This window comes from Mycetocola sp. Y444, from assembly GCF_059445295.1.
Genome location: NZ_JCAIUB010000002.1, coordinates 200,955 through 221,300, shown reverse-complemented (window position 1 = coordinate 221,300; position 20,346 = coordinate 200,955). Strand labels below are relative to the sequence as shown.

The window sequence follows — 20,346 nt, the reverse complement described above, 5'->3', positions numbered from 1 at the left end:
ATTGGAGTGCGGCAATTCTGCCACGACGTCTGCATTGACGGTATGCCGCATCGCGCGGGGCGAGCGGCGGTGCCTTGCGGCGGACTGAGTGGGGATCGATCGCGCGATCCCCACTCGGTCGGGTCACACTGCGACTGTGACCTTGTCGAGACCGGCCGCGCTGAACGCGTCGGCGATCTCGGCATCTGCGCCATCTGCGAGCGGCAGAAGCGGCGGGCGTACGGTCGCGTGGTCGAGGATGCCACGGTGCACGAGTCCCCACTTGAGCGCGACGGTGCCCTCCATGTGCGATCCACGGTGGTAGACAGCATTGGTCACGGGGAGGAGACGCTCGTGTACCGCGTGCGCCGTCTGGTAATCCTGGGCCCTGCCCGCTGCAATGAGCTCGATGAGGAGCTCAGGTGCGATGTTGCCGTATCCAACCAGAAGACCGTCGACGTCGAACATGGTCGGCAGGAGGTATTCATCGTGGCAGGAAAGGATCTGCAGCTCGGGGTAGGCGGCACGGAGCGCTGGGATTTCGGTGTACCAGCGCTTCATGTTGCGAACGCCGTTCTTCGTTGCGAAGACTCCATCTTGCCCGGCGATTTCCAGTTGCGTGTCGAGGTTGTACGTCGCCTTGGTGTTGTCGGGGTACTGGAAGAGGATCAGCGGGAGCCCACTGGTGTCGTAGATCTCCCGGTAGCGGGTCTGCGGTGCGCCGTCCTGGTAGCCGAACCGCAGCCATCCGTGGGACGGATAGACGAGACCCGCCGAAGCGCCAGCCTCGGCCGCGCGCTTCGCCTCGAGGGCGGCGACCTTGTTTCCTTCGCCGGTGATGCCGGCGATGATCGGAATGGCGCCATCGACGGCGTCCCGGAACGCCGTGATGACCGCGAGTTGTTCATCGACGGTGAGGAACGTGCCCTCCCCGGCGTGGCCGAGGACGGTGAGGCTTTTCACGCCGTCGATCGATCCGAGCCAGGAACCGAGCCGCTGGATGGCATCGAAGTCCACCTCTCCGCTCGTGGTGAATGGGGTAACCGGTGCGGGGTTCAGTCCGCGAAGATCGAGAGTCATCTCAGGTCCTTTTCTCTTCGTTGAGATCCGCAGGAACGTTTGCAGGATCGTTTGCAGGAACGTTTGCAAGCATGAAACGGATGATGGCACACTGTCAAGAGGCAGCGATAATTTCGCAGCCTGCGGGTCTTTCCACCAGCGATAGACTCGCGTGCACAGACGAGGAGCTCAACATGGATACCGGCACTGAACGCCACGTGGTCACCTTGCGCGACGTTGCTGAAGCCTCCGGTGTGAGCATCTCCACCGTGAGTCGAGTCCTTGACGAGCGAACACCGGCGTCACGCTCGGAGACAGCCGCCAAGGTCCGCGCGATCGCCGACGAACTCGGCTACCGCCGGAACGTCTTCGCCTCGAGTCTGCGCCGTGGCGCGACCGGTACCGTAGGCGTCCTCGTCCCCCACCTGACCGACACAGTGATGGCGTTGATGTTCGAAGCCATCGAACAGGCCGCTCGTGTTCGGGACTACTTCGCGGTGGTAGCGACATGTGGCAATGACCCCGACGATGAACGGCGCGCGACCGAGACCCTCCTCGATCGAGGAGTTGACGGTCTGATCCTCGCGACGGCACGCCTGGACGACGCGCTACCGGCATCCCTTCGCAAACGCGGCGTACCCCACGTTCTCGCACTGCGGACCGATCACATCAGCCCATCGTCCCTCGGTGACGATGAGGCGGGAGGGTACCTGGCTGTCCGCCACCTGCTCGACCTCGGCCACACAGACATCGCCGTCGTCACCGGCCCATGGTTCACCTCGAGCGCGCGTGATCGCCTGGCCGGAGCCAATCGCGCTCTCAGCGAGGCCGGCCTGACGATCGGTGACGACCGGGTCATTTCCCGGGGCTACGGCATCGACGACGGAATTGAGGCTGGCCACGAGCTCCTCCGAGGAGCCCATCCGCCGACAGCCATCTTCGCGGCGAACGACAACATCGCCGTAGGGGTGATCTCCGCAACGCAGGGCCTCGGTCTCGCCGTCGGTGACGACGTCTCGATTGTCGGCTACAACGACATCCCGCTGGCTGCGAGGCTCCCTGTCCCGTTGACGACTGTGCACACCGCTTTCGACCAGGTCGCGAGCACAGCAATGGAACTTCTACTGACCACCGACCACCGGTCCACGGCGCTTCCGATCCGGCGCGCTCTGCCAACGCTGATCCCGCGATCGTCCACCTCGCGGCGGCGTTAGCGGACTCGCAATTCGGTCTGCTCCGAATCAACAAAAAAGCCCCCGGAAACCGGGGGCAATCTGTGTTACTCGAGGTTTCGGACGACTTATCCGAAAGCTCGAGAGAACGTAGTGTGGCGAGTGAGGGATTCGAACCCCCGAATGCTGAGCAGTCTGATTTACAGTCAGATCCCTTTGGCCGCTTGGGTAACTCGCCAGAACGCATCCGACCGACTTGTACAGACAACCGAAGGCGCTGTAAAAGAATACTCTGTGCCTGCCCGCTTCGAGAAATCGGCGCCTCGGCGACGCGCGCCTACAGTCGAATCCGGCCCGTCGTATCCGGAACCGGAGGCAACTGCAGCAGCGCCCCCTCGGTGCGGCAGGTCCACCCGGCGATGAGCATCGCCTCGGCGAGAACCCTCTTCCAGGCGTCGAGTCCCCGCGGGATGCCGCCGGTCGCGAGCGCATGGACCGTCGCCGCGAGCGTCGCATCGCCAGCACCCATGGTGTCGATGACGGGCCCGGGCAGGTCAGCGATCGGCGCCACCACGCGGCCGAACGCGGAGACGATTTCGGCGCCGTTGCGACCCGCGGTAGCGAGCACATGAGCGGTGCCGGCAAAGCGCAGCCGGTGCACAAGGTCAGCAAGCGCAATGCCGTACAGCAGTTCGGCGTCTTCGTCGCCGACCTTAGTCAGCAGGCTTGCCGCCGCGAGCCGTTCGAAGTTGAGGACGAAGGCGGCTGTGTCGTGCAACATGCCCGCGCGCGGGTTGGGGTCGATCACGAGCCTGCGACCCGGATTCAGCACCGACTCTTCAAGCGCAGCACTCTGCTCATCATCATCGAACGGGAAGCAGCTGACCACGACGAGCGGAGCATCCGCTATCGCCAGCCGCTCCTCGTCACCGAACACGATCCGCCGCTTCTGCGCCGCCTCGTTGAAGCTGTAGCGCGGCTCACCGTCGGTGCGGTCGCTCGTGGCGCGCGACGAGCCAAGCGGGCCGGGCGTCGCAATGAGGTCGACGCCGTGGAGGTCGAGGAACGAACGGATGCTCGCGCCATCGGCGTCATTCCCGACCATGGCGATAAGTGTGGTCGGCACGCCCAACCGGGCGAGGCCAACGGCGACGTTGAGCGCCGCACCTCCAACGAAGTCACGGCTGGTCTCACCGTCACGCATCTCGTCAATGAGCGCATCGCCGATGACGACTGTGCGGGCGTCGTTTCTTTCCATGGGACTCCGTTCTCCTTCGAGGGTCGCACACCTCCGCCGCGGCACGCCAGATCCGTCGCTGCGACCGGGCCCTTCAACCATCGCAACTGGCCGTCGCTATGCTGGCGACTGGCACATTTCCGGCACGAAGGAGTCCCATGGCGGGTATCGATGACGTTGCACGTCACGCGGGGGTCTCGACGGCCACCGTTTCGCGAGCGCTGAGCGGTCGCGGATACGTCTCCGATGCCACGCGCGAGAAGGTCGAGCAAGCTGCCCAGGAGCTGGACTACGTCGTGTCGTCGAACGCGTCGAGCCTCGCGTCGGGTCGCACCCGCAACGTCGGGGTCGTGGTTCCATCGCTCAATCACTGGTTCTTCGCGTCGGTCGTCGAGGGCGCTGAGAGCGCTCTCCTTCGTCACGGCTACGACCTCACCCTCTACAACCTCACCGGCGGCGGAGACGAACGCAAGAGCGTGTTCGAGCACTTCCTGCTGCGGCAGCGCGTTGACGCGGTCATCGCGATCGGCCTCGAACTCACCGAGGCAGAGGTCTCGAGCCTGCACGCGATGGGAAAACCACTCATCGGGGTCGGCGGCGCCATCGCCGATGTCTTCAGCCTCACCATGGATGACGTCGCCGTCTCGCGGCTCGCCACCGAGCACCTCCTCAGCCTCGGCCACACCCGCATCGCCCACATCGGTGGCGGCAAGGAGTTCGACCGCGACTTCCACCTGCCGTCCAAGCGACGCATCGGATATGAAGGTGCACTGACGGATGCCGGCGTCACCCCGGATCCTGCCCTGTTCCGTCCCGCGGATTTCACACTGCCCGGCGGTTACGAGGCGGCGAAACAACTGCTCGGCAGCCCGCACAACCGACCGACCGCGATCGTTGCGTCCTCGGACGAGATGGCGATTGGCAGCATCCTCGCCGCCCGCGACCTCGGTTTGCACGTGCCGCAGGATGTCTCCATCGTCGGCATCGACGACCACGAGCTGTCGACGTTCTTCGGGCTGACGACGGTGGCACAGTTTCCGCTGCGGCAGGGCGAGCAGGCCGTCGAGGCGCTCATGGAGTACCTCGAACCAGACAAGGATGCCCCGGCGAGCGCGGGAGTGCCTCTCTACTACGAACTCATCGTGCGGTCATCGACCGCGCGGCCGGGCGAGTAGGCGCCCCGGGGTCCCAGCCCACGGCATCCGCGTGAACGGATGCCGTCGGCCGGGCACAAGGAAAAAGGCACCAGATAAGGACGCAACGGCCGTTTTCGTCCTTGCCTCGCGCCGATGTCCTTATCTCAGGGCGACGCGGGTGCCCGAGTGAACGCCCTAGCTCGCGGCGGCTGCCCGCTCCGCGTACAGGGTGCCCGCCCGCGCGACCGTCGCGACGTACTCGTCGTTGGGGTTGTAGCCGCGGATCGCGGTCTGCCAGCCGGTTTCAGTGACGAGGTCTCCCGACACCCGGCAGAGGTAGTTGGCGGTGGCCATCGCCGCATCGTCGAGGTTCTGCGGGTCCTCGACGCCGTCACCGTTGCCGTCGACGTGCCAGTTGTTCCACGCCTGCGGGATGAGCTGCATCGGCCCGATCGCGCGATCGTGTTCGGCATCGCCGTCGATGGCACCGGCATCCGAATCCGGAATCGCCACGTTACCGTCGCCATCGAGCGCGACGCCGTAGATGGGCGGAGCTACCGTTCCGTCGTCCCCGACGGCAGATCCACCGTGGCGACCGTGGTCACTCTCCGCGAATCCCACCCCGGCGATCGTGTTCCACCCGAGCCCGCACGCGGGCATCTGCTCGGCCTTCGCCAGTGCCGCACCGGCGTAGGCGCGCAGCGCACGCTCCGGGATCCGCGTCGCCTCGGCCGTGACCGCGACCCACGCGTCATCGACGCGTCCCGGATTGCCCGGCATGCTCGGCACGGCCGCAGCGACCGGCGGCTCGGCCGGGGCGGCGAAAGTCGGGGCCTGCCCCTCCGACGACTCGGTGCGCGAATCGGGGGCCGGTGTGGCACACGAGCTGAGCAGCAGAGCGGATGCCACGACACCGGCGGCAAGGGCAAGGCGGGCAGACAGCATCCGCTTATCTTCGCATTCCTGCCCGGGAGCTTGCCCGACGCAGGCTCACCCCGCCTGACCGCGGAAACACGTACCATGGGGCCATGGCAGATTCATCGTTTGACGTGGTTAGCAAGGTCGACAAAATGGAGGCGGACAACGCACTCCACCAGGCGCACAAGGAGATCGAGCAGCGCTACGACTTCAAGGGCACCGGGGCGTCCATCGCCCAGTCCGGCGACAAGATCCTCATGAAGGCCAATAGCGAAGAGCGCGTCAAGGCGATCCTCGACGTCTTCCAGACGAAGCTCATCAAGCGTGGCATCTCGCTCAAGAGCCTCGATTCCGGCGACCCGTACGCGAGCGGCAAGGAATACCGCATCGAAGCGGAACTCAAAGACGGCATCACCCAGGAGAACGCGAAGAAGATCAACAAGATCATCCGCGACGAGGGCCCCAAGGGCGTCAAGAGCCAGATCCAGGGCGACGAACTGCGCGTTCAGTCCAAGAGCCGCGACGACCTGCAGTCAGTGATCGCGCTGCTCAAGGGCAAAGACCTCGACATCGACCTGCAGTTCATCAACTTCCGCTAGGCCGAGAGGTCGGCCGCACCCCGCGCGCCAATCGACGACGCCCCCGTTCACCACCCTCAAGCCCGGCTTGAGGAGTTGGATGTGGGGCGTTTTGTCGTCTCCCGACGCCATGATGCGGTGCTGCAATCCGCCCTTCGTGGATTGATCGGACGACGGAGTAGCGTGATCGGGCGAGTGGGCTATACCATTTAGCGACGGTCTCGACCGTCGTCCTTTTTCGCCCGCCAGGTCAGCAGACAGGAGAGCACCATGTCGTCATTCGAGGACATTGTCGAGGTCATCACGAACAACCTGTTCAGTCAGGTCGCGGTGCTCATCGGCATTATCGCCATTGTTGGCCTCGCGCTGCAGCGCAAGCCATTCGAACAGGTCGTCGCTGGCGGCCTTCGAGCGACGATCGGTGTGGTCGTGCTCAACCTCGGCGTCGAGATCTTCACCGGTGGGCTGTCGAGCTTCCAGATCATCGTCGCGAGCGCGATGGGGCTCAAGCCGCCGGCAGCGGAATCGACGCTTTCCGACTTCACGGCGGGCCAGGGCTCGGTTGTCCCCCTCATCATCGCTGGTGGTTTCCTCGTCCACCTCGCGCTGGTTCGGATTTTCCGCGCCGCCCGGTTCGTCTATCTCACCGGTCACCTCATGTACTGGATGAGCGTTGTCATCGCAGCGAGCCTCGTCGAGGCATTCGGCGACGTGAACCGGTGGGTCCTCGCCGCGGTTGGCTCCCTGCTCATCGGCTGCTACTGGGTGCTTCAGCCGCTCTGGACGGCGCCCCTCATGCGCAAGGTGATGGGCGACGAGCAGGTTGGCCTCGCCCACACCGACTCGACCATCGCGATCGCCGCCGGCTACGGCGCAAAGGCGCTGCGCCTCGGTGACCCGAAGCTGCACGACTCGGAGAACCTCAAGCTCCCCCGCGCCCTGTCGTTCTTCAAGGACATCAACGTCTCGACGGCCTTCGTCATCGGCGTCATCATGCTGGCCGCCATCGCTTTTGCCGACTCGGGCGTCGTCGCCGAGCAGATGAACGGGGCCACGGTTCTCCCCGGCGTATGGGCGCTCCTCCAGGCGCTGCGCTTCGCAGCGGGAATCGCGATCCTGCTCTTCGGCGTGCGGATGTTCCTGTCGGAGATCGTGCCGGCGTTCAAGGGACTCTCGGAGCGCGCCCTGCCCGGCTCCAAGCCCGCGCTCGACCTGCCGGTCACCTTCACCCAGGCCCCGACGGCGGTTATGCTCGGCTTCCTCTCGTCGACCGTCGTGTTCCTCCTCCTCATGGGACTCTTCGCCAGCACCGGCTGGTTCGTGCTCGTGCCGCCGATGATCATGCTCTTCTTCGGCGGTGGCGCCGGTGGTGTCTTCGGTAACGCGGTCGCAGGGTGGCGCGGCGCCGTCTTCGGCGGCGTACTCAACGGTGTCGTCCTCGCCTTCGGACAGTGGATCGGATGGGGCATCTGGGGCAACACCGCTCCAGAACTCGCAACCCTCGCCGACTCCGATTGGTTCGTCGTTGGATGGGCACTCGTCGGACTCGGATCGCTGCTCGCACCGCTCGGCGAGTGGACCCTCTGGGTCATCGCAGCCATCGTCGTAGCCGCGACCGTCGCGATTCTGGTCGCCCTTGGCCGTCGTCACCGCGATGAGCCGGAGACCGAGCGGGACGACTCGGATGCTGTGACCGAGGTATCCGCGGTATCCGGTTCGGCAACCGGGACTCCCACGCGAACCACATCGGCACCGGGCACGACAGCGCAGACCGCGGTGAACACCGCGACTCTGGATGAGAGCACCGGCGCGGCTGACTCCGCTGCCCGCAGCGCGGAAGCAGCTGCCGCGCGCCCGAAGACACTCTCGGTGCTCGCCGTGTGCGGCGCGGGGATGGGGTCGAGCCTGATCCTGCGGACAACTGCCGAGCGAGCGCTCGAGCAGATGGGTGTGGATGCGACCATCGACCACACGGATGTTGGCTCCGCACGCGGACAGCGCGCGGACGTCGTCATCGGCCAGCCGAGCTACCTCTCCGACATCGGCGACATCGCGCCGGTCACCGTCCCGATCACGAGCTTCGTCGACGTGAAGCACGTGCGCGCCCGGCTTGAAGACGCACTGACCGAGAAGGGATGGCTGTGAGCGACACCACAAACCAGGCCTCAGTAACGCAGGATGCCGGAGCGCGAGGAGCAGAGACAACAGACCTCGCCGCGTACGTCGCCGACGTCGCAAACCGCAACCGCGCCGAGATCCGTCTGGCCGCGGAGGCCATCGCCCGCACCGCAGAAGCGGGTGGCCTTGTGCGGCCCGCTGGCGCCGGTCACTCGATGGCTGCCGTGCTCGAGACCTTCTTCCGCGCCGGCGGACTCGCGTTTGTGCGACCGATCTGGCACTCGAGCGTCCTGCCATTCACCGGTGCGCGCTCGGCAACCGCGGCCGAACGCGAGGTCGGGCTCGGCGAGCGTGAGGCTCAGGCGGCTGGCATCACATCAGCGGACACCGTCGTGATCTTCTCGAACTCGGGCACGAACCCGTTCCCCGTCGAAATCGCCGAGGTCGCATCAGCACGCGGAGCTACGGTGATCGCCATCACGTCACGAGCGGCAGGGCTCGCCGCCCCGAAGCGCGCGTCGCGCCGCCTCGTCGACGTGGCCGACATCGTCATCGACACGGCCGTTCCCCCCGGTGATGCAACCTGGCCACCGGATGCTCCGGTCACCGCCCCGGTGTCGAGCCTCGCGACGACCACCGTGTGGACGATGATCCTCCGCGACGTCTACGAGGTCGCCCCACACGCGCCGCGGTGGCGAAGCGCCAACATGCCGGGCAACGACGGATTCAATCGCGAACTCGTAGAGCGCTTTGCGGAGCAGATCCCTGAACTGTGACCGGCGCGATCTGAGCCGACAACTCGAATCGAGAGCCGGGGTAGGTTGACGTCGTCCACTCGATCACCTCACCGTGCGACACCGACGTCCGGACAAGCTCAAGAACCGGCGAATCTGCAGCAATCTGCAGCGTCTGGGCGTCATCCGCTCGCGCGCTGGCGGCGCGGATCACCTGCTCGCCGGCGTCGAACCGGATTCCGTAGTCATCGATGAGCACGCGGTACAGAGAGTCGTGCGCGAAGTCGAACCGCTCAATCCCAGGGAAAAGACTCGCCCTGAGGTGGCTGCGTTCGATGGCAATGGGAACTCCGTCAGCGAGGCGCACCCGTGTCAGCAGGACAACGGGCTCACCGAGCGGCAGATCAAAAATCGAAGCAACGTGCTCGTCGGCGGGCACCGTCCCGAGGTGCAAGACCTCGCTGGAGGGTGCGTAGCCACGCGAACGCATATCTTCGGTGAAGCTCGTGAGCTGCAGCGGAACGCTCACCGCCGGCCGGGCGACGAATGTGCCGCGCCCAACTTTCCGAGTGAGCAGTCCCTCTCGAACGAGTTCGTCAATCGCCCGCCGCGCCGTCATGCGCGACACCCCGGTCTCCTCGGCGAGCTGACGTTCACTCGCCGTTGGGGACCCGACAGGCGCGCCCGCGATCTTCACCCTGATCGCTTCGGCGAGTTCGCGGTACTTCGGCACGGTCATCCTTCGATTTTGTCATCCTCGACGTGCGTCATCGAGCGCTGCCGTGCCACCGGAGAAGTTCAGCGCGCTCGCTGTGTGCCGCAGCTCAGACTAAACTCGCGCCACTAGTCCCTGCAGATGGAGTCGTCGTGAGCGTTCTCGTCCTCGGTGCTGGCGCGGTCGGGTCGACGGTCACCAGCGCCTTCCTCGGCAGCGGTGAAACCGTCACCGTTGGCACGCGCTCTGCGACCCAGCTCCCGGGTGCTGCCGCCGCCCCACTCGACGCCTCGGACGCCGGTGCCCTGACCCGCGCTGCGGACGGCTGCTCAACAATCGTGGTCTGCACCAACCCTCCCTACAATCGGTGGCGCAGCGACTGGCCACCGATCGTCGACGCCGTCATCCGCGCGGCCAGGCAGACCGGGTCCGACATCGTGATGGTCGGCAATCTGTACTCGTACGGTCACGCCAGCATGCCGATGAAAGAGACCACCCCCGAGCAGCCCGCCGAGTCGAAGGGTGAGGTCCGCCGTGACGTGTGGGCCGCCCTGCGCGCGGCAACCCAGCGCGGTGATGTGCGTGCCGTCGAGGTGCGGGCCAGTGACTACTTCGGCCCTCGAGCGGGAGCGGATGCCCACCTCGGCACCCGGTTTTTCGAACCGATCCTCCACAGCAAACGATCGTGGGCAATCGGCAACCCGGCGCTCGCGCACAGCTGGGCATACCTTCCTGACCTGGCCAGCACCGTTGTCGCCGCGACCAGGTTCAACGGCGACTGGGGGCGCATCTGGCACGTTCCCGCCGCGACCGACCTCAGTCGAACGGCAATCTGCCACCAGGTGAACGAGCGGTACGGCGTCCGGGGCTCGATCTCGGCAATCCCGCGCCGGCTCCTCTCGACGATCGGAGCGGTCAATCCCGTCATGCGGGAGGTGGCGGCGTCGAGCTACCAGTTCCTGGCTCCGTTCCTCTCGGATGCCACGGAGACCGAACGCGAACTCGGCGTGCGGGCATCCAATTGGGATAGCGCGCTCGATGACACCGTCGCGTTCTACCGCTCCTGACGCAGGCCGCGGCGAGCGCTGCAGTTCCATGCTCGCGCTGCAGAAGTATTTGTAGCGGGAGCATGGATGTGTAGCGCTCGGGGTTGCGGGTCGGGTTGCGGGTCGGGTTGCGGGTCGGGTTGGGCGCACGCGAAGGGTCAGGCCCCCGCTGACCGCGTGGGTTTCCACCGCTGGGCCAGGAACCGCCCGCCGATGCCGACCACGAGCACGGCGACGCCGATCAGGATGCCGACCGGCGGCAGCGTGGCAACGAGCACGAGGCATCCGCACATTCCCAGGACCTGGAGCCAGCGCGGAAACCGCCGGTCGGCACGCTCCTGCGTGTATGTGGCGAGGTTGGCCACGAAATAGTAGAGCAGCACGCCGAACGACGAAAACGCGATAGCCCCACGCACATCGACGAGAAGCACGAGAGCGATGACGACGAGCCCAAGCGTGAGTTCCGCCCGGTGCGGAACCCGGTAACGCGGATGCACCGCCGCAAGAAACCGCGGAAGGTCACCTTCGCGTGCCATCGCGAGACTCGTGCGGCCGATGCCGGCGATGAGGGCGAGCAGTGCACCCAGCGACGCCAGCGCGGCACCGAGGCGGACGACGGGCGCGGTCCAGCCCCACCCACCCGCTGCCGCCACGTCGACGAGCGGCGCCGCTGACGCCCCGAGCGCGCCGGGCCCGAGGGTGCGCAACGCGACCACAGCGACCGTGGCGTAGATGAGGACGGTGACGGCGAGCGCGAGGAGAATCGCCCTCGGTATCGTGCGCGCCGGGTTCGTCACTTCCTCCCCCATCGTCGCGATCCTGGCGTACCCGGCGAACGCAAAGAAGATCAGGCCAGCGGATTGGAGGATGCCGTACAGCCCGAGGTCAGGGGTGCCCGGCATCCATCCGCCCGGCATGGCGCCTGCGGAGACGACCTCGATCGACGCAGCCGGGGCCGACAGGCCCGCTGCCGCGACAATCGCGAGGACGATCAGCGACGCGACCACGAGCATCCGCGTCAGAAAAGCCGTCCGTGTCACGCCGAAGTAGTTGACGACAACGAGGCACGCCACCGCGAGCGCCGCGACGGGCTTGTCCCAGCCGGCCGGGGCGGCGTAGGCCGCGAAGGTGAGCGCCATGGCGGCGCAACTGGCCGTCTTGCCGATCACGAAACTCCAGCCGGCGGCGAACCCCCAGGTGTCGCCGAGTCGTTCTCGCCCGTAGAGATAGGTGCCTCCGGATGCCGGATACCGGGCAGCGAGCTGGGCGGATGCCGTCGCGTTGCAGTACGCGATGACCGCCGCGATCGCGAGGCCGACGAGCAGACCCCACCCGGCGACGGCAGCGGCCGGTGCGAAAACCGCGAAGACGCCGGCGCCGATCATCGCGCCGAGCCCGAGGAACACGGCGTCGCCGAGCCCCAGTCGTCGGGCGAGCGGGGAGTTCGAACTCACGCGGATAACTCAACCACGGACCGGCCCGTTCGCGGTGGCGCTACACCGGCAGCTCGTCGAGCTCCTCATCTTCCTTCCCGTCAGAGACTCCCCTGCCGAGCGTCTCGCCCCGGAAGAACGCCGGCCGGCGGATCGCCTGGATGATCATGATGACGATGCCCGAGACGATGACCGCCATCCCGAGGATGAAGACGAGACCCACCCCGCCGATGTTCGACCCCGAACCGTACTCCGGGTCCATGCTCTCGATGATTGTCGTGAAGAACAGCGCCGCGAGGATGACTCCGCCGACGAGCGGGAACAGCAGCATGAAGAAGAAGTTCCGCGTCGACGCGAAGACCTGCCTGCGGAAGTACCAGACCGCCGCGAACGCCGTGAGCCCGTAGTAGAAGCAGATCATCATGCCGAGAGCGGTGATCGTGTCCCACAGCACGTCTTCTGAGACGAATCGCATGATCGCGTAGAACGCGCTCGCCACGATGCTCGACATGATCGTCGCGAAGCCCGGCGTGAGGAACCGCGGGCTCACCCGGGAGAACCGCTCGGGCAGCGCGCCGTAGTGGCCCATCGCCAACAGGGTCCGCGCCGGCGACACGAACGTCGACTGCAGGGATGCCGCCGAACTGGAGAGCACCGCGATCGAGACGAGGATGGCGAGTGGCCCGAGTACGGGGCCGGCGAGCGCGAAGAACACGTTGCCCTGGATCTCCTCGTTGCCAAGCCCGAACTCCCCGGTGCCGATGCCGGCGAAGCTGATCGAGGCGGTGGCGATGAGCAGGTACAGCACGACGATGATGAGCACGGTGAGGGTCGCCGCTCGCCCGGGCGTTGACCTCGACCCGCGGGTTTCCTCGTTCATCGTCAGCGTGACATCCCAGCCCCAGAAGATGAAGATCGACAGCGAGAGTCCCGCCGCGAACGCACTGAACGACTCGACGGCAAAGGGGTTGAACCACTCGAGGCTCACCGGGACGGCATCGAACGCCGACCCGTTGGCGACGTGGATGAAGGCGGCGATACCGAAGATCACAAGCACGATCAGCTGGAAGCTGACGAGAACGTACTGCACCTTCTGGGTTGTCTGCATGTCGCGGTAGGAGATCGCCGTGGCCACGAACATGAACGTGAGGCAGGTGACGACGTTGATCACCGGGTTGAGCGCGAGGTCGGCCAGGTCGGGATTGCCGAAAATCTGCGCGAGCATGAGGTAGAAGAAGTCGACGGCGATGCCGGCGAGATTCGACAGCACGAGAATCGTGGCCGCGATGAGGCCCCATCCCGTCATCCAGCCGATCCACGGCCCGAACGCCCGGGTTGCCCAGGTGAACGAGGTACCGCTGTCCGGCATCGCCCGGTTGAGTTCGCGGTAACCGAAGGCGACGAGCAGCATCGGGATGAAGCCGACGAGGATGATGGCCGGCACCTGCAGCCCGACCTCGGACACCGTCGGGCCGAGCGCCGCCGTCATCGTGTACGCAGGGGCGATGCACGAGATACCGATGACAACCGCACCGATCAGGCCGACCGAACCGGCGCTGAGGCCCTTCCTGGAGAGACCGTGTTCGGTTTTCTGGCTCGTCATGGCCTTAGTCCTCAACCGTCAGAACGCTGTCGCGCGGAACCACGATCATCGGAACCGGCAGCTCGCGAAGCATCTTCGCCGCCGTCGTTCCGAGGAACAGTTGCCTCGGCTGCCCGAGCCGACTCGATCCGACGAAAACGACCTCCCCGGGATCCCAGTCGAGCGCGGCAACCGCATCTTCGATCCGGTTTCCGGATGCCGTCAGCGCGGTCACGTCGACATCGTCGGGCAGGTGCTCGGCCGCGTACGCGACGGTTTTCGCGGCGTGCTCCTCGGCCCGGGCGCGAACGGCCGGCGGTGTGTCCACGCCGTCGGAATCGAGCGCGACCAGCGACACCAGGCGAAGCGGCACCTTCGCGGCCCTCGCCGCGAGAATCCCCGCATCGAGCAGTTCCCTCGCGCCGGTACGTGTGCCGACCGCGCAGGTGACCCGGGTGATCCCGTCGACTCCGATCTCGGAGACGGATCCCTCCGGTGCCAGCGCGACCGGCACGACAGCCGAGTGCAGGAGCGCATTGGCGACGCTGCCGACCGTGAACCGGCCGAGCAGTCCGCCGCGTGCGGCACCGACGATGATCATCCGCGCCCCGAGGTCCCGGCTCGCGTCGAGCAGCCCCTGCGCGAACGACTCCGCGTACACGATGTGACCCCGCACATCCATGTCCCTCGGCACGAAGGCCAGTGCGTGGTGCAGCCAGTCCTCAGCGGCCCGGTGCAGGAACTTCTCGTAGCCGGCATCGACCGGCACGAGCGCCGCCCGCGCCGCGCTTCGCAGCACGATGACGATGTCGAGGCCCCGGTTCATGGAGCGCGCGAGCCTCACGGCGAGGTTGAGTGCATCCTCACCGGAGGGTGTATCGGTGTAGCCCACGATGTATCGCATGTCGAGTCGCTCCTTTGCGATCGGGTACAGCCGGAGGTGCGGGTTGGTTACGTTCGGTCGTCGAGAATTTCCTGGGCGGTTTCCCACCCGCGCCGGATGGCACCGTCGACGTGCTGGTACCCCTCAGCGGCCAGGTCGCTGCACGACCAGTGGACAGGTCCGACCGGCGTGCGCAGGTCGGCGCCGTACCGGTGCAGCCCGCCCATGTCGAAGCTCGCGGCATAGGCGCCGCGGGTCCATTCCTCGCTGCCCCAGTCGCTCTCGTAGTACACGACGGGTGACAGTGCGTCTTGACCGAAGTAGTGCGACAGCGACGTGAGGATGATCCGCTTGCGCTCCTCGGCGGGGAGGGCGAACAGCCGGTCGGCCTTCTGGTCGGAGACGAATCCAACGAGGGTGCCACGCGGGTCGTCGTGGTTGGTGTTGTCGTAGGCCTCGTGCACGATCTCGTACGGGCTGAACGAGGTTCCGGACAGACCGGCATCCCGCCAGAACGGTGACGCGTAAACCGCGTGCACCTTGATCACGAGCCCGAGCGAGAGGTGCTGGTGCATCTGCTGCTGGCGCCGGGGCAGCGGCGGCTGGAAGTCGATCCGCGTGTAGAGGTTGGGCGGCACAGCGACGATGGCGTGGCGGGCGGACACGGTCATCCCGTCGGCGACCGCACGCACCCCGTCCGGGCCGTATTCAAGCCGGCGTACCGGCTGCGACAGGAACACGTCGTCGCCGAGCTTCTCGGCGAGAAGCAGCGGCACCTGCTGCAGGCCGCCGATCACCCGTTTGTCGAGGATGAAGTCGGCGTCGACGAGATTCGAGAAGCTCCCGGCGGATGCCGCCATCAGGATCGCCTGCAACGCACTGAAGCTGTGGGCCGGCTTGGTGAGCATCGCGTCCGCGATGAAGAGCGCGATGTTGTCACGGGCCTCGATGTCGTCGGTCTGGCCCTCGAGCCACTCGATCCAGGTCACCGAATCAAGTTCTTCTGCACGCGGGTACGCCCACGGTTCGCGCGGGCCAATCTCAGCGACGAGTTCGTCGAGCACACCGATGAGCCGTTCCATCTCGCGCTGGGTCGATGCCTCGACGGGGAAGATTTCGCCGGTGAACCGGGTGAGCGTTCCTTCGGCGTTGATGTAGACGCTGTCGCCGTCGCGGTACCGGGAGTACGTCTCCAGCCCGAGCTCGGCGAGCGTCTCGATGAGCGCATCCTGGTCGGGAGAGACCCACTGGCCGCCGATCTCGAGGGTCGCCCCCTCGATGTCGTTCGTCCAGAGCCGGCCGCCGACCCGGTCGCGGGCCTCGAGCACGGCGACGCTGAGTCCCGCCTCGCGCAGCTTGTGAGCGGCGGACAGTCCCGACGCTCCCGCCCCGATGATGACGACGTCTCGCTGCAGTTCGGCCATGCTGTGCTCCCTGGAATCCGGCATCGTCATTCGCCGATCGCGCTCATGACGTGCTTGATTCGCGTGTAGTCCTCGAGTCCGTACGACGACAGGTCCTTGCCGTAGCCCGACATCTTGAACCCGCCGTGCGGCATCTCGGCAGCGAGCAGAATGTGGGTGTTGATCCACACAGCGCCGAAGTCGAGGTCGCGCGCCATCCGCATCGCGGTGCCGTGGTCCGTCGTCCAGACACTCGACGCGAGCCCGAAGTCCACATCGTTGGCCATCTCGACGGCCTGCTCCTCTGAGGCGAAAGTCTGCACGGTGAGCACGGGGCCGAAGGTTTCCTCCTGCACACAGGCGTCGATCTGTGAGACCCCGGTGATGACGGTCGGCGCGTAGTAGAAGCCCTTGTCACCGACGCGGTGGCCCCCGGTCAGCACCTTCGCGTGTGAGGGCAGGTCGTCGATCACCGCAGACACCTTCTCGAAGTGTGATGCGTTGTTGAGCGGGCCGTAGTACGCGTCGGGGTCTTCGGCGTCTCCCGTTGTCGTCGCTTCCGCTGCCGTCACGAGCGCAGCGGTGAATTCGTCGGCGACCGACTCGTGCACGAGCACGCGGGTGACCGCTGTGCAGTCCTGGCCGGCGTTGAAGTAGCCGGCGCCGGCGATCCCCTCAGCGGCACCGGCGATGTCCGCGTCGGCGAATACGACGGCCGGAGCCTTCCCGCCGAGTTCCAGATGCGCGCGGTGGAGACTCTTGGCAGCGGATGCCGCAACCGCCATTCCGGCGCGCACGGAGCCGGTGATCGACACGAGCCCCGGAACGGGGTGCTCGGTCATCAGCTGTCCTGTGCTCCCGTTTCCGAGCACGACGTTGAGCACGCCGTCGGGGAGGATGCCCTGCGTCAGCCGGGCGAGAACCAGGGTGGACTCTGGCGTGGTGTCGCTCGGCTTGAGCACGACCGTGTTGCCCGCAGCGAGCGCCGGAGCGATCTTCCAGATGGCCATCATGATCGGGTAGTTCCACGGGGTCACCTGCGCGACGACGCCGATCGGCTCGCGGCGCACGAACGAGGTGTGCCCCTCGAGGTACTCCCCCGCGCTCTTGCCCTCGAGCACGCGCGCGGCGCCGGCGAAGAACCGCAGGTGGTCGGCGCCCGTGAGCACCTCCTCAACGCGGACCGTCTCCCGTGGCTGACCGGTGTTCCGGTGCTGGGCCTCGACGAGCTCGTCCGCGTTCGCCTCCATGGCATCCGCAATTTTCAGAAGCATGGCCTGCCGCTGGCTCGGCGTCGTGCGCTTCCAGGTCGCGAACGCCGTCTTTGCCTCGGCGAACGCGGTGTCGATATCGGCGACGTTCGAGATGGGCGACACCGCGACGACCTCCCCCGTTGCCGGGTTCACCACCTCGAGAGTCTCGGTTCCCTGAGCGTCGACAAAGGTCCCGTTGATGTAGTTCTGGAGCAACGTCACTGTTCTTCCTCTCTCGTGGCCCGGCGTCCTACGACATCGGTGTCATTGTGTACTTGGTCGAGAGGTATTCGTGGATTCCCTCGAACCCGCCCTCTCGGCCGATCCCCGACTGCTTGACTCCGCCGAACGGGGCAGACGCGTTGGAGATGACGCCGACGTTGAGCCCCATCATGCCGGTCTGAAGCTTGTCGATCATCCGCTGTCCGCGGGCGAGGTCTTTCGTGAAGACGTAGCTGACGAGTCCGTACTCGGTGTCGTTGGCCAGCCGGATGGCATCCGTTTCTTCGCTGAACGGAACGATGGCGAGTACTGGGCCGAAGATCTCCTCGCGCAGGATGTTCGAACCCGCCTGCACGTCGGTGAGAACCGTCGGCTCGAAGAATGTGCCCTGCCCGTCGAGAGCGGAACCACCGGTGAGCAGCGTGGCACCCTTCACAACGGCGTCGTCGACGAGTTCGCTGGCCTTGGTCACCGCACGGTCGTCGATGAGTGGGCCGATGGTGACGCCCTCCTCGGTACCGCGGCCGATGCCGAAGCCCGTGACCCGTTCGGTGACGCGGCGCGCGAATTCCCCGGCGACCGACTCGTGCACGATGAACCGGTTGGCCGCCGTGCAGGCCTGGCCGACGTTGCGGAACTTCGCGGCGATGGCGCCGTCGACAGCGGCATCGAGGTCGGCGTCGTCGAACACGATGAACGGGGCGTTGCCGCCGAGTTCCATCGAGGTGCGGAGCACGTTCTTTGCCGACTGCTCGATCAGTTTCTGGCCGACGGGAGTCGATCCGGTGAAGCTGAGCTTGCGCAGACGGGGGTCGTTCAGCAGCGGCTCGGTGACGGCGCTCGACGAACTCGTGGTGAGCACGTTGACGACGCCGGCGGGGAGTCCCGCCTCCTCCAGCAGCTTTGCGAAGTAGAGCGTGGTCAGCGGTGTGAGCGACGCTGGCTTGATCACGACCGTGCAGCCGGCGGCGAGCGCCGGGGCGATCTTGCGGGTCGCCATCGCGAGCGGGAAGTTCCACGGGGTGATGAGGTAGCACGGCCCGACCGGGTGCTGCGAGACGATGGTACGGCCGGTGCCCTCGGGGTTCACGCCGTAGCGGCCGGTGATGCGCACGGCCTCCTCGCTGAACCAGCGGAGGAATTCACCACCGTAGGTCACCTCGCCGTTGGACTCCGCGAGCGGCTTGCCCATTTCGAGCGTCATGAGCAGAGCAAACTCGTCGCGGCGCTCCTGCATGAGGTCGAACGCCTTCCGGAGGATGTTCGACCGGGTGCGTGGGGCCGTTGCCGCCCACTCGTCCTGCACGGCGACGGCGGCGTCGAGCGCTGCCGTCGCGTCCTCGGCGGATGCGTCGGCGATCGACGCGAGAACGGCTCCGGTCGACGGGTCTTTCACATCGATCGTCTTCTGGGTCGACCGCCACCCACCGCCGATGAACAGCCCGGTCGGGATCTTGGCGAGCAGGTCGGATTCGGAAATCATGCGTTCTCCAGTGCGGAAAGAACGACGTCGATGCCTTCGGAGAGCAGCGCGTCGGGGATGGACAGTGGGGGCAGGAAACGGATGACGTTACCGTACGTTCCGCAGGTGAGGACGATGACGCCGTTCGCCGCTGCAGCCCTGGCGATGGCGCTCGTCAGCGCGGCATCCGGTTCATGCGTCTCGGGCTCAACGAACTCCACGGCGATCATGGCGCCGCGACCACGGATGTCGCCGATGCGAGGATCGGTCTTCTGCACTGCGGCGAAACGCGAGGTGACGGTCTCGCCGATCGAGCGGGCGACGGTGGCGAGGTCGTCGGCGAGATACGTCTCGATGGTGGCAAGCGCGGCCACACAGGCGAGCGGGTTGCCGCCGTAGGTGCCGCCGAGGCCACCGGCGTGTGTGGCGTCCATGATCTCGGCGCGCCCGGTGACCCCGGAGAGCGGGAGGCCGCCGGCGATACCCTTCGCGGTGACAACGATGTCGGGGACGAGACTCTCGTGCTCCGAGGCGAACAGGTCACCGGTGCGGCAGAAGCCCGTCTGCACCTCATCGGCGATGAACACCACGTCGTTGGCTCGGGCCCACTCGGCGAGCGCGGGGAGGAATCCGGGAGCAGGGACGATGAAGCCGCCCTCACCCTGGATGGGCTCGATGATGATCGCGGCGAGGTTGGCCGCTCCGACCTGCTTCTCGATCATCGAGATCGCCCGCTTCACGGCTTCCTGGCCGCTCAGGCCGTCGCGGAACGGATACGACATCGGGGCGCGATAGATCTCGGAGGCGAACGGGCCGAAGCCGCTTTTGTACGGCATCGACTTGGCGGTGAGCGCCATGGTGAGGTTCGTTCGCCCGTGATAGGCGTGGTCGAATGCGACGACGGCCCGCTTGCCGGTGTAGCTGCGCGCCACCTTGATGGCGTTCTCGACGGCTTCGGCGCCGGAGTTGAACAGGGCGCTGCGCTTCTCATGGTCGCCGGGGGTGAGCTCGTTGAGCTTCTCGGCGACCTCGACGTAGGAGTCGTACGGCGTGATCATGAAGCAGGTGTGGGTGAATTGAGCCACCTGCGCCTGTACGGCCTCGACCACGCGCGGCGCGCTGTTGCCGACGCCGGTGACCGCGATGCCCGAACCGAGGTCGATGAACGAGTTACCGTCGACGTCGACGACGACCCCGCCTCCCGCGGCTGCGGCGAAGACCGGCATGGTGGTTCCGACCGCTCCGGCGATGGCGCTCTGCTTGCGGGCCATGAGTTCCTGCGAGCGCGGGCCGGGGATCGCTGTGACGATCCGCCGCTCCTGCGCGAGCGACGGCCCTCCGGTGACCTGTGTGGTGAGTGGCATGGGGCTCCTGTCGGTGTAGCAAGCGTACGAGCGAGCGGGCCTCCCCGGAACT

At 66.4% G+C, this 20,346-nt stretch carries 17 protein-coding genes and 1 tRNA gene; 6 read left to right on the top strand and 12 right to left on the bottom strand.

Annotation, left to right across the window (positions count from 1 at the left end):
- Positions 1-123 precede the first annotated feature (123 nt).
- On the bottom strand, positions 124-1,059 hold the full coding sequence (locus AC1C2M_RS07845) for a dihydrodipicolinate synthase family protein (protein WP_495435859.1): 936 nt from the start codon (positions 1,057-1,059) through the stop codon (positions 124-126).
- 173 nt (positions 1,060-1,232) lie between these two features.
- Here AC1C2M_RS07845 and AC1C2M_RS07840 point away from each other — a divergent pair, with 173 nt between their 5' ends.
- Positions 1,233-2,252, top strand: coding sequence for a LacI family DNA-binding transcriptional regulator (locus AC1C2M_RS07840; protein ID WP_495435858.1), 1,020 nt, complete (start codon positions 1,233-1,235; stop codon positions 2,250-2,252).
- Between the two features lie 114 nt (positions 2,253-2,366).
- On the opposite strand, the gene AC1C2M_RS07835 is transcribed toward AC1C2M_RS07840, so the two are convergent.
- Positions 2,367-2,448, bottom strand: a tRNA-Tyr gene (locus AC1C2M_RS07835).
- Positions 2,449-2,547: 99 nt separating this feature from the next.
- A complete protein-coding gene (locus AC1C2M_RS07830; RefSeq protein WP_495435857.1) occupies positions 2,548-3,468 on the bottom strand; it encodes a carbohydrate kinase family protein in 921 nt (306 codons plus the stop codon).
- Positions 3,469-3,605: 137 nt separating this feature from the next.
- Here AC1C2M_RS07830 and AC1C2M_RS07825 point away from each other — a divergent pair, with 137 nt between their 5' ends.
- Entirely contained in the window at positions 3,606-4,622 is a 1,017-nt protein-coding gene (locus tag AC1C2M_RS07825) for a LacI family DNA-binding transcriptional regulator (protein ID WP_495435856.1), read from the top strand.
- A gap of 156 nt (positions 4,623-4,778) precedes the next feature.
- Here AC1C2M_RS07825 and AC1C2M_RS07820 read toward each other — a convergent pair whose 3' ends face one another.
- The gene (locus tag AC1C2M_RS07820) at positions 4,779-5,528 is read right to left on the bottom strand and encodes a lytic murein transglycosylase (RefSeq protein WP_495435855.1); all 750 of its coding nucleotides are present in this window, start codon (positions 5,526-5,528) and stop codon (positions 4,779-4,781) included.
- An 83-nt stretch (positions 5,529-5,611) separates the two neighbouring features.
- Between AC1C2M_RS07820 and AC1C2M_RS07815 the strand changes: the two genes are divergently transcribed.
- The 3 genes from AC1C2M_RS07815 (at position 5,612) to AC1C2M_RS07805 (ending at position 8,973) form a co-directional block, all read left to right on the top strand.
- Entirely contained in the window at positions 5,612-6,100 is a 489-nt protein-coding gene (locus AC1C2M_RS07815) for a YajQ family cyclic di-GMP-binding protein (RefSeq protein ID WP_108390083.1), read from the top strand.
- A gap of 249 nt (positions 6,101-6,349) precedes the next feature.
- Positions 6,350-8,224 (top strand): PTS ascorbate transporter subunit IIC, encoded by a 1,875-nt coding sequence (ulaA, locus tag AC1C2M_RS07810; RefSeq protein ID WP_495435854.1) that lies wholly within the window; start codon positions 6,350-6,352, stop codon positions 8,222-8,224.
- On the top strand, positions 8,221-8,973 hold the full coding sequence (locus tag AC1C2M_RS07805; protein ID WP_495435853.1) for a sugar isomerase domain-containing protein: 753 nt from the start codon (positions 8,221-8,223) through the stop codon (positions 8,971-8,973). The genes ulaA and AC1C2M_RS07805 overlap by 4 nt, the downstream gene beginning before the upstream one ends.
- On the opposite strand, the gene AC1C2M_RS07800 is transcribed toward AC1C2M_RS07805, so the two are convergent.
- Positions 8,924-9,670 (bottom strand): GntR family transcriptional regulator, encoded by a 747-nt coding sequence (locus AC1C2M_RS07800; RefSeq protein WP_495435852.1) that lies wholly within the window; start codon positions 9,668-9,670, stop codon positions 8,924-8,926. The genes AC1C2M_RS07805 and AC1C2M_RS07800 overlap by 50 nt on opposite strands.
- 128 nt (positions 9,671-9,798) lie before the next feature.
- On the opposite strand from AC1C2M_RS07800, the gene AC1C2M_RS07795 reads away from it, so the two are divergent.
- Positions 9,799-10,713: an NAD-dependent epimerase/dehydratase family protein gene (locus AC1C2M_RS07795; RefSeq protein ID WP_495435851.1), complete on the top strand. Its 915-nt coding sequence runs from the start codon at positions 9,799-9,801 to the stop codon at positions 10,711-10,713.
- Positions 10,714-10,850: 137 nt separating this feature from the next.
- On the opposite strand, the gene AC1C2M_RS07790 is transcribed toward AC1C2M_RS07795, so the two are convergent.
- Genes AC1C2M_RS07790 through gabT form a run of 7 tightly spaced genes read right to left on the bottom strand, consistent with a single transcriptional unit; the run spans position 10,851 to position 20,294 of the window.
- A complete protein-coding gene (locus AC1C2M_RS07790; protein ID WP_495435850.1) occupies positions 10,851-12,146 on the bottom strand; it encodes an APC family permease in 1,296 nt (431 codons plus the stop codon).
- 40 nt (positions 12,147-12,186) lie between these two features.
- Positions 12,187-13,728 carry an APC family permease gene (locus tag AC1C2M_RS07785; protein ID WP_495435849.1) on the bottom strand — a complete coding sequence of 514 codons (1,542 nt, stop codon included), beginning with the start codon at positions 13,726-13,728 and terminating at the stop codon, positions 12,187-12,189.
- A 4-nt stretch (positions 13,729-13,732) separates the two neighbouring features.
- On the bottom strand, positions 13,733-14,611 hold the full coding sequence (locus AC1C2M_RS07780; protein ID WP_495435848.1) for a universal stress protein: 879 nt from the start codon (positions 14,609-14,611) through the stop codon (positions 13,733-13,735).
- Between the two features lie 47 nt (positions 14,612-14,658).
- Entirely contained in the window at positions 14,659-16,014 is a 1,356-nt protein-coding gene (locus AC1C2M_RS07775; protein ID WP_495435847.1) for a flavin monoamine oxidase family protein, read from the bottom strand.
- Positions 16,015-16,040: 26 nt separating this feature from the next.
- A complete protein-coding gene (locus AC1C2M_RS07770; RefSeq protein ID WP_495435846.1) occupies positions 16,041-17,468 on the bottom strand; it encodes a gamma-aminobutyraldehyde dehydrogenase in 1,428 nt (475 codons plus the stop codon).
- 28 nt (positions 17,469-17,496) lie between these two features.
- Positions 17,497-18,951 (bottom strand): NAD-dependent succinate-semialdehyde dehydrogenase, encoded by a 1,455-nt coding sequence (locus tag AC1C2M_RS07765; RefSeq protein ID WP_495435845.1) that lies wholly within the window; start codon positions 18,949-18,951, stop codon positions 17,497-17,499.
- The gene (gene gabT, locus AC1C2M_RS07760) at positions 18,948-20,294 is read right to left on the bottom strand and encodes a 4-aminobutyrate--2-oxoglutarate transaminase (RefSeq protein WP_495435844.1); all 1,347 of its coding nucleotides are present in this window, start codon (positions 20,292-20,294) and stop codon (positions 18,948-18,950) included. Before gabT ends, AC1C2M_RS07765 begins: the two co-directional genes overlap by 4 nt.
- Positions 20,295-20,346 lie beyond the last annotated feature (52 nt).

Bases quoted from the DNA above. Each gene is read 5' to 3' on its own strand.
- AC1C2M_RS07845 (WP_495435859.1), bottom strand. From the start codon at position 1,059: ATGACTCTCGATCTTCGCGGACTGAACCCCGCACCGGTTACCCCATTC.
- AC1C2M_RS07840 (WP_495435858.1), top strand. From the start codon at position 1,233: ATGGATACCGGCACTGAACGCCACGTGGTCACCTTGCGCGACGTTGCT.
- AC1C2M_RS07830 (WP_495435857.1), bottom strand. From the start codon at position 3,468: ATGGAAAGAAACGACGCCCGCACAGTCGTCATCGGCGATGCGCTCATT.
- AC1C2M_RS07825 (WP_495435856.1), top strand. From the start codon at position 3,606: ATGGCGGGTATCGATGACGTTGCACGTCACGCGGGGGTCTCGACGGCC.
- AC1C2M_RS07820 (WP_495435855.1), bottom strand. From the start codon at position 5,528: ATGCTGTCTGCCCGCCTTGCCCTTGCCGCCGGTGTCGTGGCATCCGCT.
- AC1C2M_RS07815 (WP_108390083.1), top strand. From the start codon at position 5,612: ATGGCAGATTCATCGTTTGACGTGGTTAGCAAGGTCGACAAAATGGAG.
- ulaA (WP_495435854.1), top strand. From the start codon at position 6,350: ATGTCGTCATTCGAGGACATTGTCGAGGTCATCACGAACAACCTGTTC.
- AC1C2M_RS07800 (WP_495435852.1), bottom strand. From the start codon at position 9,670: ATGACCGTGCCGAAGTACCGCGAACTCGCCGAAGCGATCAGGGTGAAG.
- AC1C2M_RS07785 (WP_495435849.1), bottom strand. From the start codon at position 13,728: ATGACGAGCCAGAAAACCGAACACGGTCTCTCCAGGAAGGGCCTCAGC.
- AC1C2M_RS07780 (WP_495435848.1), bottom strand. From the start codon at position 14,611: ATGCGATACATCGTGGGCTACACCGATACACCCTCCGGTGAGGATGCA.
- AC1C2M_RS07775 (WP_495435847.1), bottom strand. From the start codon at position 16,014: ATGGCCGAACTGCAGCGAGACGTCGTCATCATCGGGGCGGGAGCGTCG.
- AC1C2M_RS07765 (WP_495435845.1), bottom strand. From the start codon at position 18,951: ATGATTTCCGAATCCGACCTGCTCGCCAAGATCCCGACCGGGCTGTTC.
- gabT (WP_495435844.1), bottom strand. From the start codon at position 20,294: ATGCCACTCACCACACAGGTCACCGGAGGGCCGTCGCTCGCGCAGGAG.